This window comes from Ligilactobacillus murinus, assembly GCF_003288115.1.
Classification (GTDB): Bacteria; Bacillota; Bacilli; order Lactobacillales; family Lactobacillaceae; genus Ligilactobacillus; species Ligilactobacillus murinus.
Genome location: NZ_CP023565.1, coordinates 1502986 through 1517881 on the forward strand (window position 1 = coordinate 1502986; position 14896 = coordinate 1517881).

Consider the following 14896-nt stretch of genomic DNA (forward strand, 5'->3'; position numbering starts at 1 on the left):
ATCTATTCGACAAACGCTTCTTCACCTAAAGCTTGTTGAGCTGCTAGATTGAGCAAGCTCCATTGACGGTCAAAACCTGGTTGGAAGAAGAAATCTGCTTTAGCTAGATCTTCTAGCGTCATTTTTTGTTGGATCGCTAAGGCTAAAACATTACCTTGCGCAGTCACATCATAAGTTGATAACACCGCTCCGCCTAGGATCTGATGGGTCAGCTTATCAAAGAAGAGTTGCACAAAAACTTTAGGGTTGCCATTTTTAGCTGGCACATATTTTGGACGTAAAGTGTCTTCATAGTAAGCCGAGCTAAGCGTAACACCAGCTTTTTTCGCTGTGAAACTGTTTAGACCACTTGTTGCAAAATGATAGTCAAAGACACTCAGAGCCGAAGAGCCGACCACACCGCTAAATGGTTCACTTGGGATATCTTCAAATAAATGTGCCACCACATAGCGGGCTTCGCGTCTGGCAACAGTTGCTAAAGCGATCGGTAATTTAGTTTTAGCTGGGATCGAATAAGCTAATGTCGCATCACCCACAGCATAAACATCCGGTAAGTTAGTGCGCAAATACTCATCGGTGACGATCCAACCGTGTTCATCTAGGTCAACTATCCCTTTGAGCCAAGCTGTATTAGCCACGACACCCGCAGCCTGGATCACCAGCTCAACGGGATATTCGGCTTGGTCGGTCTTTACCGCTTCGACCTTCGTATCACCGACAAAAGCTTCGATCTTAGCACCAGTCACGACTTTGACGCCTTTTTCTTCTAACTGTGTAGTTAAAATATCAGTCATTTCTTTATCCAAATATGGGCCTAAGGGACGCTCAAGCGCATCTAATAAAACAACTTCTTTGCCAGCTTTAGCGAAAGCTTCAACCGCTTCGATCCCGATATAACCAGCACCGATAACAGCGACTTTTTTTACGCTTGTATCTGCTAACTTAGCCTTGATCTTTTTAGCCCAGTTATAACCGCGCATCAAAAAGACATTTTCCAAGTCATTTCCTGGGACTGGTAAAGCTTTAGCCTTGACGCCTGAACTCAAGATCAATTTATCGTAGGGATACTCTTTAGTTTCATTTTTTTGCTTATCAGTTACCGTTACTGTTTTAGTATCCGCATTGATCGTTTTTACTTCGTGGTTATTCAAAATGTGGACATTTGGTTGGGGAAAATTTTCAGGTCTAAAATTACGTACATCGTTGACATCTGTAACTTGATCTTCCAAATATAGCTCCATTCCACATGACATAAACGAGATAAAATCACCAGCTTCAAATAGTGTGATATCTACATTTTGCCCATAACGTGACAATAATTCTAAGATCGATTGATGTCCTCCATGTGAGGCACCAACAATAACTACTTTACTTTTTTCCATCAAAATTCCCTCCTTATAAAATCGATTTCATTGTACAAAACATTTTATCAAAGTGTCAAATATAAAGCTCGACTTCCTTATTTAACTTCAGGTTTTGAAACTTTTTTATTTTTCACTCATCCCAGCATACTTGTTCTTGTATCAGATACAACTAAAAAAAGAGAGAAAGATGTTAATGGATACTAAATTTTCAGTTGCCCTGCATATCTTAGCGATGATCAGTGAGAGTGATAAAGAGCTCTCTTCCCAAGAATTAGCGCTAAGTGTCGGGACAAATGCCAGCTATATCCGCAAAGTTATCAGCTTGCTCAAAAAAGCTGACCTGATAGGTTCTCATCAAGGACGCTTGGGATATCAGCTAAATAAAACACCAGATAAGATAAGTCTGCTAGCGATCTATTATGCTACCCAAGAGGTCGATCAGATCAAACTGTTTCAAGTCCATCAAAATTCAAACGAGCACTGTTTGGTCGGAAAAAATATCGAACAAGCTGTTTCACCGATCTTTGATGCCGTTGAAAAACAATTAGCGGCTGAACTTTCACAAAAGACCTTAGCCGATGTGATCGCTAATCTCCATCACCAATGTCGTAATGCTTAATTCTGACTTGTAATTCAAGCCAGTTTTTTTATCCCAAACATATACTTGTATCAGATACAAGTATAAAAGGAAAGAAATTTAACTATAATGAAAGCTGCTATCGTGACCCAATACAACAAAAATGACCTTACCCTTAAAATGACAACAGTGGATAAACCCCAGATCACCGCAGATCAAGTTTTGCTAAAAGTCAGTGCTGCGGGGGTAAATCCATTAGATAATATGATCACACGGGGTGAAGTGAAATTGATCGTCCCTTACAAATTACCTGTGATCGGCGGAAATGAAGTCGTGGGTAAAATTGAAGCTGTCGGGGCAAATGTCACTCAATTTAGCGTAGGTGAGCGCGTCTTTTCCCGCCTACCACTCGATAGTATCGGTGCCTTTGCACAATATGTTGCTGTTGATGCCAATGCGATCGCTAAAGTTCGCCGTATTTAAGTGATGTTCAAGCAGCAGCTATCCCCTTGACCGCTTTGACTGTCATGCAAGCCTTTGAGTTGATGCAAGTCAAAAAAGGCAACACGATCTTTATTTCTGGTGGAACTGGTGGTGTTGGTGCGATGGCGATCCCGCTGGCTAAGGCTAAAGGCTTAAAAGTCATCACCAACGGAAGTGTCGAAAATAAAGAACGCGTTTTAGCCTTAGGTGTCGACCGCTTCATTGATTATAAGACTGAAGATTACACTCAAACGGTGGCTAATGTCGATTATGTCTTAGATACTTTAGGGGGGCAGAAAACTGAAAAACAAATGACGATCATGAAAAAAGGTGGGCAACTGGTCTCTTTAAAAGGAATGCCAAACGGTGCCTTTGCTAAACAAATGGGCTTTACTGGTCTAAAACGATTGCTCTTTAGCTTTGCTGGCCGTAAGTTTGACAAAATGGCTCAAAAATACGGTGTGACTTATAACTTCATCTTTGTTCAAGCAAACGGTGCTCAACTAACAGAAGTTGCAAAACTCTTTACTAAACTTGAACTCAAACCGTCGTTAGATACAGTTTATGCCTTTAGCGATGTCAATGCTGCGCTAGATAAAGTCGCTAATGGACGTTCACGTGGAAAAGCAGTACTTGATCTTCAACAAGGAGAAAAATAACTACCTCAATGTCTCATCTGAGCGGATCGCTTACCGTAAACTCGGAAAACCAAAAGCGCCCCCACTTGTCATGTTAGTTCATCTAGGGGCAACTCTAGATAATTGGGATCCAAAATTGCTCGATCTTCCTGGAGTTGGTGCAAGTAAAGGCAAAGTTGCTGTGACTATCTCAAAGATGGCTAAGCAAGCACTTGCGATCATCAAAGCTTTAGAACTTAAAGAGATCGATCTTTTAGGTCTTTCGATGGGAGGCATGATCGCCCAAGAGCTCGTTAAGCTAGACCAAACACTTGTCAAACATTTGCTCTTAGTCGGAACGGGGCCAAAAGGTGGGATCGGGGTCGACCAAGTCACACAAACGACTTTCAAATACATGCTCAAAGCTGGTTTGACTAGATCTGATCCCAAACGTTACATCTTCTATGAACATGACGCGGCGGGTAAAGCTGAAGCTGATAAAGTCTTAGCTCGTCTAGCTAATCGCCCAGCACAATATACTGATAAAAAGATGCAAGTTTTTGGTTTTTTACGTCAGCTAAAAGCGATCAAACACTACGGCACCGTCAAACCAACTGACCTCAACTTTATCACATGTCCAACATTGATCGTTAACGGTGATAACGATCTAATGGTCCCAACTAAAAACTCCTATGTGATGCACCAAAAGATCAAAGATAGCCAGCTTGGGATCTATCCTAAGGCAGGTCATGGTTCATTTTTCCAATATGCTGATGAATTTGCCGTCACCTTAAATGATTTTTTGGGCTGAGACTTTAAGTCACTTTACTTGCATCTTTTTTGCCTAACACGTACGCTACACTTGAACATATTTAAAAGAAGGTGTAGTAATGGAATATTTTACCAAAATGATCGGTGATAAAGGTGCTAAAGCTACTTTTTATCTCCAAACGCCCAATGCTGAGATCGATAGCACACGCAAATATCCTGTCGTGGTCATCGTTCCTGGCGGGGCTTATTTCTGGACATCTTGGCGTGAAATGGAACCTGTAGCATTAGACTTTTTAGGTAAAGGTTTTTCTTGCGTAGTAATGGAATATGCTACTGAAGGTCGTGATTTTTACACTAAAAATTTTGACCCTACTAAAGAGGTCGTCTCGGCTTTTCCCAACCCTTTGATCGACCTTGCCAAAACAATCGCTCTCTTACGCCAAAATGCAGCTACATGGGCGCTAGATGCAGCTAAAGTCAATCTAGTCGGCTTTTCTGCCGGGGGCAATCTGATCGGTCAACTAGGCGTCTACTGGGACACTGATTGGCTAGAAGAGCTAGTCGGTAAAAGTAAAACGCTCTATGCCCCCAACTCACTTTGTATCGCTTACGGTGCAACCTTGATGGCTAAGCAACCACTGTTAAAGGGCTTTGAACAACTCGATCATGCGACCCTTGGAGTCGATAAGAGCCAAAAGCGAGCTGATCTAGCTAATGTGTTAGATAAGATCAACGAAAAAACACCCCCGACTTTTATTTGGCACACGACAAAAGATGCGATCGTCCCTGTCAAGACTGCACTTAAATTAGGGCTCAACTTAGAAGAAAATGGTGTTCCCTATGAGATGCATATCTATCAAAATGGCCCCCACGGACTTTCTTTAGCCGACCAAAGAACAGATGGTTCAGCTAAGTACGCTAAAAGTTCAGCTCAGGTCGCAACTTGGACTAAACTTTATTGCAACTGGCTGGCTGAAAATGGTCTAGCATTTTAAAAAAGTCGAATTTTATGACTGCTAGATCAAAGAGCACTATCATTAATTGATCACATCACAAAAAAGAAGCATTCGCCTTGGATGCTTCTTTTTTCAGTCATTCTTCTTCGCGATTATCGACTAACATCGCTTCGGCTAATAAAACTTCTTGGTAAAGTTTAGCTGCATAAGCTGTTTCGATCCGCCCTTCTTCGACTGCTTTTTGCAAGTACTCACGTTCCACTGCAAAACAGCGTGTAAAGATCCGATAACGGAAATTATGGTAAAAGTCATTTTGGATCTCAGGGATCCGTGGAAAGACACGTGAGATCACTAAACTAAAAATCGAAACTAACAACAAGACAAAGGTAGAGGTTAACATCTTTTTCCCCCTTTTTTGGTTTTGTGCTATATGTTTCATTATAACTTAAGTCCAAAAACGGGGTAAATACTCTAAAATATTGCCGTAGATATTTGATCCCTGCGCATTTTTAGGATAGGACGTCTTCGCTCAAAGTTCTTAGCAAAAAAGCTGGCAGTATTTTTACCAGCTTTAACTTAACAGTTTATCCAAATAACTATCCGCTAGACGTCGCGTCAACGGAGCATTTTTTGTTTTTATCAAAATTCCACGTTTAGTCAAAATATCTAGTAATAACCATATTTTTGACCAAACTTCATCTTTTAGATAATGTTTTACTTCATCGTCTTTAAGCGCTCCATTGGCCACTTTAAATATCGCAGCCTGCAGATATAAGAATACGAGCTTTCGCATAAGTGGATCGTCGATATCTTTTGTGACTTGAGATCGTCCGTGCTTTAAGAGTTGCCACTTTTCTTCAAGCTCGGTCAGTATTTTTTGTTGACCTTGTAGTAAGATCTGCATCATATCGTGCACAAAAAATGTGATCTCGCCATGATTTTTGGGCTCTTCGACCTCGATAAAAGCCTTATAATACTTAGAGCGCTCATGATCAACTTCATTTGAAAATATGATCGCCGTTAATGGGTCTAATTCGTGTCCCAAATAAACACAAGTCAAATAGCGTCCAAACCGTCCATTCCCGTCTTTGAATGGATGAATATATTCAAAGTAGTAATGAGCTACAAAGGCTTTCATCAGAGAAGGGAGAATTTTAGCATTGATAAATTTTATCCAATTTAGTAAGTCAGGTTCAAATTGTTTTTCACTACTTTTGGGGATGTGCACAGTTTTGAGATCATTTCCGATCCGCACAAATGAATTGCGAAATAACACTCCATCAGGTAGATCTGTTGTGGCGATCTCTCCTACTAATAAATGATCATACAATTTACGCAAATCAGCTAATTCATTGATCTTAAGCTCTTCTTGTTGCTTGATCTTAAAATACATTCGAACAAAAGATTGCAATCTCACCTTTTCTTCACTCTTACCTACACTAGCGATCGCCGTTTGAACTTCTTGCTTTGTTGTTTTGACACCTTCAATGTTATTGGTCCCTATGATCTCTGCCACTAAAGTTTGGTTGAACAATTGCGTAAATGCCACTGGGGGCAATTTCTTGATCAAATTTGTTATCTTGTGTGAATTGCGCCAGATCTCGTCTTGGATCCGCAATATTTTAGGAATTGGGACTAAAAATAACTCATATGTTTGTAAGATCCGCTGTCCATGACTGATCGGATTCAAATACAAGCCAGTTTTTAAAGTCGTTACACCTTTAAAGCGTGCTAAATACTCATTTTCAAGGGTTTCGTTAGGATGCTGATAGCTCCAGATCCGCAAGCTTTGATACTTATCCATCCACTCACCTTCTTTGATTTAAGCGTAGTATAGCACTCGTTTACATAGTTAACAATCAAAATTTTGGTCCACCGACACCACGAAGATCAGCTAAGGCTTCACCTTGGATAAAAGTCTCCAAATTCAAAAAGCATGCTTTTGCTTCCGGGGCTAAGGTCACTGTCTTAAAGCCGATCAATCTAGTAAACAAATTATACAACCGAAGCAATGCATAGTCGGATGCCTTATAGCTAGCAGCAGTATTATTCAAAGTTTTTAAAGTATCTGTCAAAAGTTCTAGTAATTCACGTTCATCCTTAGTCGGGACAAATGTATGCTGACAGCTATCTGCCAGTAACTTAACTAAGCTGTAAGCTTTTTGTCGTAAAGCCTTATCCATATTTATCGCCGTCCTTTCTAGCCTAAGTATACTAAAAACACTTTGACTGCTCCCAAACTTATGCTCAACAAAAAAATTGGATCAAAGCCACTCACTAGTAGCCTTGATCCAACTTACATCTATAGCAATATGTTTCTTACTCTTCAATGATCTCACTTAATTTAGGAGTCACTGCCTCATTAACTTGAGCCGTAAGTACATCAGCTCTTTGCATCAATTTCAGTGTTTCGCCAAAATCTTTTGCCTGTAATTTAGCGTAGACACTAGCTGCTATGATCGCCGCACCGACGCCATTTGTGTTAACTAAATTTGCTTTATGGTAGGCGATAAACTTAGCTACAGTCGGTGTTTGATAATAGATCCCTAGACCATCGGCATATATACAAACACGTTCACAGCCCCATGCCTGTAACTTGTCTGCGACCATTTGTGCCTGTTTTTCACCCGTGATCTCGATTTGGGTAAGCAATTTAGCTTCTACACTATTGATGACTAAGGTATCGATCTTAGTTTTATCACTAAATAGATTCTGCGCTTTATTTATCCCTACTGCTTTAGCAAAAATCGGAACTGTCACGTTTTCATAGATATAATTCAAAGTTTCAGCTGGCAAATTAGAATCGACCACCACTACTTTAGCTGCATTTATCTTGGGCAAACGCTTTTCCATCACTTGTGGTGTTAACAGTTCATTGATCTGCATGTCATCGACCCCCGCGATCCGGCGACCATCGACATCATTTAAATAAACATACGTAGCCGTCGGACGTTCGACCCGCAAAGCATCACTTAGGTCTAACTCATTATTTTGGGCTTCAGCTTGGAACAGATCCCCGTTATTATCATTTCCATACACCGTGATCAGCTTTGTCTTGACCCCTAGATCAGCTAAGTTCGTAGCAATATTACGTCCCATCCCTCCAATAAATGAATATACTCGTCCTGGAGTAGAACCTTTAGTACTTACTTGCGCTTTTGCGGCTCCCAATACGTCTAAATTGACAGCCCCGATCACAGTTACTTCATTTTCGGCAGGAAAGACATAGCCCCGACCAACGATCAAGCCTTCTTTGATCAAGTTAGAGATGTGCGATCCGATATTTGAACGTGTCGTTCCTGTTTTTTCAGCCAATTGTGCCTGCGTGATCAAAGGGTCTTGCTTGATCAATGCTAAAATTTCTTGTTCCCGCTTCGTTGCCAAAATAATTTCCCTCCGTTAATATCATTAGCTCGATTATACCATTACAGTGCAAAGAATTGCGGTAAACTCTGTAGAAATAACGGTATCTCAGTCAGGAGGCGCTTTTTGCCTCATGGATGAGATATTGTTATTTCCTAGGAGTTGCAATTCGGAGCACGACTTCATTACAGTACACAAAAAAGGTGGTGTCTTTGACTTCACCACCTAATTTACTCAACCAAACGAGCGCAACGAATCCATGATAAGTTGGATAAATCTTGGCCGATCGATCCCTAACATGACTTCTGTATTCTTTTCTTTCCCCGTCAACTCATAGTAATCACAAATCGTCTCACCGCGAGTCAATTCACCTGTTGTTTCAACATCAACATTCATCCGCTTAGTTTCAAATAGCGTCTCATCGATCAGCCAAGCGATCGTACATGGATCATGTAATGGAGCACCATCAAAGCCCCATTTAGGATCTTTATGGTAAATACCAAAGAACTCCAACAAGCCATGGAAGGCCTTTGCTACTTCATTATCGATCTGTCCTACTTGTTTGATCTCATCTTCTAAGATCTGAGCTTGATGGGTCACATTTAACGGTGCCATCACCAGTGGGATCCCCGCATTTAATACGATCTTGGCGGCTTCAGGATCAACAAAAATATTAAACTCGACCGATGGTGTCCAATTGCCAAGCCCCATGGCACCACCCATAAAGACGATCTGTGCTAATTTTTCCTTAGCCAGATCAGGATAGACGCGCAAGAACAAAGCAGCATTGGTCATCGGACCCGTTACCACTAAAGTCACCTTTTCATCTTCATCACTTTCCCGCAAAACTTTTGCCATCAATTCGATCGCAGTCATTGGCTGAACTTCAAATGTCGGTGTCGGTAGCTCAGCCCCATCCAGCCCCGATTCACCATGAACATTGCCTGCTGTTTCCAATTCTTTGACTAGTGGCGTCTGGTTGCCACCCGCCACGGGGATCTGGGTTTGCCCTAACAATTGTAGAGTCCGCATTGCATTATTCAAAGTCTTTTCGGGTGTCTGATTCCCAGCTGATGTTGTCACCGCTTTCAATTCAATTTCTGGAGAAGCTACTGCTAACAATAGTGCTAAAGCATCATCATGCCCTGAATCACAATCCAAGATAATTTTTTTCGTCAAAATCACCACGTCCTTTCATACTTTAAAAATACAGTCCAACGATCGTTCCCGTCAAGACAGAAGCTAAGGTCGCCCCAAGTAAAAGTTTCATTGAAAACTTGGCTACATAAGCACCTTGCTTTTCACTGATCGCTTTTAATGAACCAGTGATGATCCCGACCGTGCCAAAGTTAGCAAATGAGACCAAGTAGGCTGACACGATCGCATTCGTTTTAGCGGTCAGTCCCGTAGCCATACCTTGTAATTCGCCCATTGCCACAAATTCGTTTGTGATCAATTTGGTTGCCATCAAACTCCCTGCTTGAACGATATCTTGGGCTGGAACACCCATCAACCAAGCGATCGGGGCAAAGACATAGCCGATCAAAGTTGTAAATGAGACATTGAAGAGCGCAATGAATGAATTATTTAAAAATGTTACCAAAGCTACAAAACCGATCAACATCGCGCCAACGGTGACCGCTAATTTGAAACCATCCAAAATATAAGTTCCTAGTACTTGGAAGAATGGTTCTTTTTTTGGCTCACTGTGTAAGACGAGTTGTTCATCTTCTTTAGAAACATCATAAGGATTAATGATACATGAAATGATCAAAGCCGATAAAATGTTTAAAAATACTGCGACAACAACAAATTTCCCGGGGACCATCTTCATATACGAAGCCAACATTGCCGCCGAGACTGCACTCATGGCTGATGCACAGATCGTATAGAGCCGTTTTTCATTTAGCTTTGGTATTTGTTCTTTAACGGTCAAAAAGACTTCGGGTTGACCTAAGATCGCTGTTGAAATAGCAAAATAACTCTCTAACTCACCCATCCGAGCTACTTTATTTAGCGCATAACCAGTCCATTTAATGATAAACGGTAAGATCTTTAAATAGTTCAAGATCCCCACTAAGGCCGAAATAAAAACGATCGGCATCAAGACTGTGAAGAAAAAGACACCACTGTTAGGTTTGATCATGAGACCACCAAAAACAAAATCAACACCACCGGCTGCTTGATCCATCAACCAACTAAAGAAATGCGAGACTTTAGTCAAGGCACTGATCCCACCGGAAGTATGCAAGCAAAGATATGAGATCACTAATTGTAACCCAAACAACACTGCCATCTTCTTATATCTCACTTGGTCACGGCCGTTACTAAATATCCAACTAACACTAAAAACAAACGCTAGACCGGTCAATAAAAAGACAAAATTCATTGCTCACTACCCCCTAACATTTCAACCAAATTCACGTAAAAAGTGCGTAACTTTTTCGGGTGTCAACTCCACTGGTGTATTTTGGGCAAAGCGCTCATGCAAGATCGCATCTACATTGGTCAACAATTCCGCTTTAGCTAACTGGTAGTCACTAAAGGGATGTAGATCCACTAATTCATCTCTAAAATGGCAATATGCAGCCCGTGTTTTTTGAAGCACTATTGCTGGTGTATCATCTAGTGCAAACTCGACACCCAAAATTTTCCCGATCTCTTTGACTTTAGTTGGCATCGTTTCATTTACCAATTCCAAAACACCCGGTAAGGCATAGGCTACAGCTTCACCATGGACCAAATGATATTTTGCCCCTAAAATATGAGCAGTTGAATGGCCTAGATTCGTGCCAGCATTATTTAACATCCACCCCGCTAAACTAGCTGCACTCAAGACACGTTCACGTGCTTTGATATCAGTTCCATCAGCTACTGCACATGGCAAATAATTCACTAATAAAAACATGATCTTTTCACAGATCGCATCAGTCATCGGAGTAGCCAAACGTGACAGATAGCCCTCTGCAGCATGACTAAAAGCATCAAGTCCACTAGCGATCGTTTGCCGTTTTGGCAAAGAAACTGTTAATTCTGGAACTAAAACAGCATAATCACTCATGGCTGCTGGGGTCAAGATCGCCTTTTTTTGTGCAGTCGACTCATCTGTCACCACTAAAGCATTGGATAACTCACTTCCCGTGCCTGCAGTAGTGGGGATACTTACCAGCAAAACACCTTTTTTAAGTTCAGCTTCTGGATCAAAATAATCTGCTAACTGACCTTGATTTTTAGCATAGAGCCCCATCCCTTTAGCCGCATCTAAACAACTTCCACCACCGATCGCAATGATCACATCAGCTGCATATGTCGTTAAAGCTTCAGCACCTTCAATGATCAAACTTGCGGGTGGATCAGGTACGATCTTAGTGAAGAGCTCATATTCCGGTAATACTGCCAATAGCTCTTTGACTTGAGGATTTTTAGTCAAAAATTCATCCATCACGATAAAAGGACGCTTCTTATGTTCAGTTCTTAAGATATCCCGTACACTTTGGACCAGATCATGACTTGATAATACTTTGACAGGTTGTAACATTTTAATATCCATTAGCTCGCCCCCTTACAGACCGCTCTCTTGGGCAGCCTTGTCAGCTGCTTCACAAAATGCTTTGACCTTAGGAATATCTTTTTCCATATGTCCACCTTCATATTTGATGCTGGTCTTAGTTAACGAATCTACGCCATATGGTTTGATAAATTTGATCGCTTCAGCCACATTATCTGGTCCTAAACCACCGGCCTCGATCACAGGAATATCAACACTTTCAACGATTTCACGGTCGATCTTCCAATCGTGCGTCAAACCACTTGCTCCGATCCCAGTATCGGGAGCTAAGCCTGAATCCAACAACAAATAATCGACATACTCAGCATATTTTTTCGCCCGTTTTACTGCACTATGATCATCAACTAAAACCGCTTGCATCAAGGCCGTTTTGGGAGCATATTCTTTCAAGCGCCGAGCAAATTCTTCATCAGCAGCGTAACCATCGCCGGCAACATGTAAGATCTCTGGTTGCAACCTTTTAGCTAGATCAAGCATTTCTTCTGGATCATTAGTCAACATGATCAAGACCAAATTAACTCCACGCTTTTGACACTCTTTATGGATCTGATCAACACGATACAGTGGGACACGATGAGCTGGAACACCTCCATTTTGAGTAGGTACTAACCCAATATTATTAGCGCCAGCCTCCATAGTTTGAATAGCTTCATCAACATGAATAATTGAATATAATTGTTTAACGATCATTTTTTGCTCCTTCTTTCTATTATTAATTTGCTAAAAGTACTTGAGTTAATTTTTGATCAAGTTTTTCGGGTGTGATCTCTGGAACAGATCGCGGGCTCTCTAACGCTAGACTAGCTGCTGCTTGGGTGATCCAGCCTATCCGCTGTAAACTATCGATATCATGGCACCGACACCAACAGATCGCTGCCATCGTACAATCTCCCGCCCCATTAGCGTTGACTATCTTAGTCTTAAAGGGACTGACATGTAACATCTGGCTTTGATTAGCACCCAAGATCCCATCTTTACCTAATGAGATAAAAACATTTTTAACACCTTGATCAAGCATGATCTGAGCTGCTTTTTTGGCATCTGCGATCGTATCGATCTTAACTCCAGTGAATAGCTCGGCTTCTAAACGATTAGGTTTTAAGGTATCAAATGCTGATAGATACGGTTTTATTCGCTTAGCTTTAGTGATCGAGACCGGATCTGCCAAAAGTGGGACTGTCACATTTTTAGCTAAATAAGCAATTGCTTGCTCAGATAGATTAGCATCAACGATACATAACTTAGCATGGTTGATATGGTCCAAGCGTTGCTCCAAAAATTCAGGTGTGATCAATTCACAAATATTCATCTCATTTACGCCGACTAACATGTCACCTGTCTCATCTGTTACAAATAAATAAACTGCCGAATTACGCTCCTTGATCTGTTGCGCTTTTTCTAATGACACACCATTCCGTTGACACTCTTTTTGCATCTGATAACCATATAGATCATCACCATAGACTGTGATCAATGAGACTGGAAAGCCTAAACGGGCGACATTTTGAGCAATGTTTTGCCCCACGCCACCGATACTTTGCTTGATCTGACCAATATTAGAGTCACGCATCAAAGGCCGCTCTGCAGGCATTCCACAGATATCCATGTTCATTCCACCGACAACAACTGCGTACTCTTCCATCATCTACACCTCCATTTTAAACTTTTGTCTATTCACAATAGACTTATATCCAAATAAAATATAACTCTTTTTGTAAGCGTTGTCAAACAATCGCATTATTAAATGATCAAGAATAATATTTAAATTATATTTATATTGTTTTATTGTCAGCTTAGAGATACCATCATCTAAGAAACATCGATTTTAAGTAATTTGAGTATAAGCGAATTTTTAGTTTAACTATCCTTGATATAGCAGGTTTATATATGATTTATAAAAAAGATTTTACGACAATTTATACCATCAATGGTCATGAGTATACAGTAACAGCACCAGCTCTTTTTGACAGCAATACTAATGAACTGATTCCAGATAAAAAGTTGGATGATAAAGCTACCGAAATTGCAAAACAGCAGTATCGTAATGATATGGGACTGGTTACACCTAAAGACTTAAAAGAGTATCGTGCAAAATTAGGTATCTCACAAAAAAATTAGCTGAATCAACTGGTTTGAGTCCCAATACTATTGCACTATATGAATCAGGTACTTTCCCAACAACTGCGAATAACAAATTGTTAAAATCATTGATCAATAATGATCAGGTCTTGAGATAGTACATGATCAATGATTCAAAAAATTATCCTTAAGTAAACTAACACACCATCCTGGCTCCCCATGGAACATGACTCCAGATAGAATGATAATCAAGGATCAGCTGATTTTTGATACCTTTAGTCGTGGAATTGAAAGTTAAAAATATATAGTCAAAAATGGCGTAAAATCACGTGCTATAATGCACTGCTCCTACGCCATTTTTTAATTGATCTTTTCTAAAACAAACGCTATCGGCTGAAATTTGGTATTTAATAAGCCACCTAATAACTCAAGTGATCGCTTAAAAGCATTCCGACTTCTTTGAATGAAGCGGAAGGCTTTTTATATTATTAAATTTCATCCAGTTGTTGCACTTTTGTGAGCGCAAAAGTTGGTTTTTGTTTCAAGACAGCTTCCCAATCAAAAGCGCCCCAATAAACACCAGCTGTTTTGACTCCAGCAGCATGTCCCATCTGGATGTCATAGATCGCATCCCCGATCATGACCGTTTGCTTTGGATCAAGTCCATAACGCTCTAGTAAGACATTGATCCCGTCTGGCGCTGGTTTATAATTTTTTACTTGATCTGATCCGACTAGATCATCAAAGTAAGAGGCGATCTTCAAAAGTTCTAAATTACGTCGTAGCGCCTCACTATGCTTACTAGAGACCGCATAGATCTTTTTATCTTTCTCTTTTAACTTGGCTAAAACTTCCTTGATCCCAGGATATAATTTGACTTGGCTAGCTTCCAGCGCCTGATAATGCTCCCGAAAGCTGGTAAACATTGCGGGCAGATCAGCCTTAGCCCCCATCAATGGAAATGATTTTTCGATTGGGATTCCCATGTAACCTCGGATCTGATCACTACTTGGTAAAGAAAGCCCAAAGTCCTTAAATGTTGCTTGGGTCGCTAAAACAGCGGTCTCTCCTGAATCAGCCAGAGTGCCATCAAAATCAAACATATAATTTTCCATTTA

General features: G+C 40.7%; 14 protein-coding genes and 2 pseudogenes. 5 read left to right on the forward strand and 11 right to left on the reverse strand.

Translation table 11 applies throughout. The features are described from left to right. Positions 1 to 2 precede the first annotated feature (2 nt). The gene (locus tag CPS94_RS07510) at positions 3 to 1382 is read right to left on the reverse strand and encodes an FAD-dependent oxidoreductase (protein ID WP_112193380.1); all 1380 of its coding nucleotides are present in this window, start codon (positions 1380 to 1382) and stop codon (positions 3 to 5) included. Between the two features lie 175 nt (positions 1383 to 1557). On the opposite strand from CPS94_RS07510, the gene CPS94_RS07515 reads away from it, so the two are divergent. The 4 genes and pseudogenes from CPS94_RS07515 (at position 1558) to CPS94_RS07530 (ending at position 4807) form a co-directional block, all read left to right on the forward strand. Next, a complete protein-coding gene (locus tag CPS94_RS07515) occupies positions 1558 to 1983 on the forward strand; it encodes an Rrf2 family transcriptional regulator (protein ID WP_112193382.1) in 426 nt (141 codons plus the stop codon). Between the two features lie 87 nt (positions 1984 to 2070). Further along, positions 2071 to 3083 (forward strand): annotated as a pseudogene (locus CPS94_RS07520) (NADP-dependent oxidoreductase). Further along, positions 3058 to 3852, forward strand: coding sequence for an alpha/beta fold hydrolase (locus CPS94_RS07525; RefSeq protein ID WP_407936381.1), 795 nt, complete (start codon positions 3058 to 3060; stop codon positions 3850 to 3852). Before CPS94_RS07520 ends, CPS94_RS07525 begins: the two are co-directional and overlap by 26 nt. A gap of 79 nt (positions 3853 to 3931) precedes the next feature. Continuing rightward, entirely contained in the window at positions 3932 to 4807 is an 876-nt protein-coding gene (locus CPS94_RS07530) for an alpha/beta hydrolase (RefSeq protein ID WP_112193386.1), read from the forward strand. A 97-nt stretch (positions 4808 to 4904) separates the two neighbouring features. Here the strand turns inward: CPS94_RS07530 and CPS94_RS07535 are convergent, their stop codons facing one another. The 9 genes from CPS94_RS07535 to CPS94_RS07575 form a co-directional block, all read right to left on the reverse strand. Continuing rightward, positions 4905 to 5168 carry a hypothetical protein gene (locus tag CPS94_RS07535; RefSeq protein ID WP_112193388.1) on the reverse strand — a complete coding sequence of 88 codons (264 nt, stop codon included), beginning with the start codon at positions 5166 to 5168 and terminating at the stop codon, positions 4905 to 4907. A 171-nt stretch (positions 5169 to 5339) separates the two neighbouring features. Continuing rightward, a complete protein-coding gene (locus tag CPS94_RS07540; RefSeq protein WP_112193390.1) occupies positions 5340 to 6572 on the reverse strand; it encodes a Fic family protein in 1233 nt (410 codons plus the stop codon). Between the two features lie 55 nt (positions 6573 to 6627). Then, positions 6628 to 6951: a hypothetical protein gene (locus CPS94_RS07545; protein ID WP_112193392.1), complete on the reverse strand. Its 324-nt coding sequence runs from the start codon at positions 6949 to 6951 to the stop codon at positions 6628 to 6630. Positions 6952 to 7087: 136 nt separating this feature from the next. Continuing rightward, complete coding sequence (locus CPS94_RS07550; RefSeq protein ID WP_112193394.1) at positions 7088 to 8152, reverse strand: PfkB family carbohydrate kinase; 1065 nt, start codon at positions 8150 to 8152, stop codon at positions 7088 to 7090. A gap of 213 nt (positions 8153 to 8365) precedes the next feature. After that, positions 8366 to 9310, reverse strand: coding sequence for a pyrimidine-specific ribonucleoside hydrolase RihA (gene rihA, locus CPS94_RS07555; RefSeq protein WP_112193396.1), 945 nt, complete (start codon positions 9308 to 9310; stop codon positions 8366 to 8368). 22 nt (positions 9311 to 9332) lie between these two features. Beyond that, complete coding sequence (locus CPS94_RS07560) at positions 9333 to 10520, reverse strand: NupC/NupG family nucleoside CNT transporter (protein ID WP_112193398.1); 1188 nt, start codon at positions 10518 to 10520, stop codon at positions 9333 to 9335. Positions 10521 to 10541: 21 nt separating this feature from the next. Beyond that, positions 10542 to 11681 carry an iron-containing alcohol dehydrogenase gene (locus CPS94_RS07565; protein WP_112193400.1) on the reverse strand — a complete coding sequence of 380 codons (1140 nt, stop codon included), beginning with the start codon at positions 11679 to 11681 and terminating at the stop codon, positions 10542 to 10544. Between the two features lie 12 nt (positions 11682 to 11693). Then, on the reverse strand, positions 11694 to 12389 hold the full coding sequence (locus tag CPS94_RS07570) for a phosphoribosylanthranilate isomerase (protein WP_238145333.1): 696 nt from the start codon (positions 12387 to 12389) through the stop codon (positions 11694 to 11696). Positions 12390 to 12411: 22 nt separating this feature from the next. After that, positions 12412 to 13344, reverse strand: coding sequence for a carbohydrate kinase family protein (locus tag CPS94_RS07575; protein ID WP_112193402.1), 933 nt, complete (start codon positions 13342 to 13344; stop codon positions 12412 to 12414). A gap of 242 nt (positions 13345 to 13586) precedes the next feature. Here CPS94_RS07575 and CPS94_RS07580 point away from each other — a divergent pair. Then, positions 13587 to 13933: pseudogene (locus tag CPS94_RS07580) on the forward strand (helix-turn-helix domain-containing protein); the annotation flags it as partial. 333 nt (positions 13934 to 14266) lie between these two features. On the opposite strand, the gene CPS94_RS07585 reads toward CPS94_RS07580, so the two are convergent. Continuing rightward, the gene (locus CPS94_RS07585) at positions 14267 to 14893 is read right to left on the reverse strand and encodes an HAD family hydrolase (protein ID WP_112193404.1); all 627 of its coding nucleotides are present in this window, start codon (positions 14891 to 14893) and stop codon (positions 14267 to 14269) included. Positions 14894 to 14896: the final 3 nt, after the last annotated feature.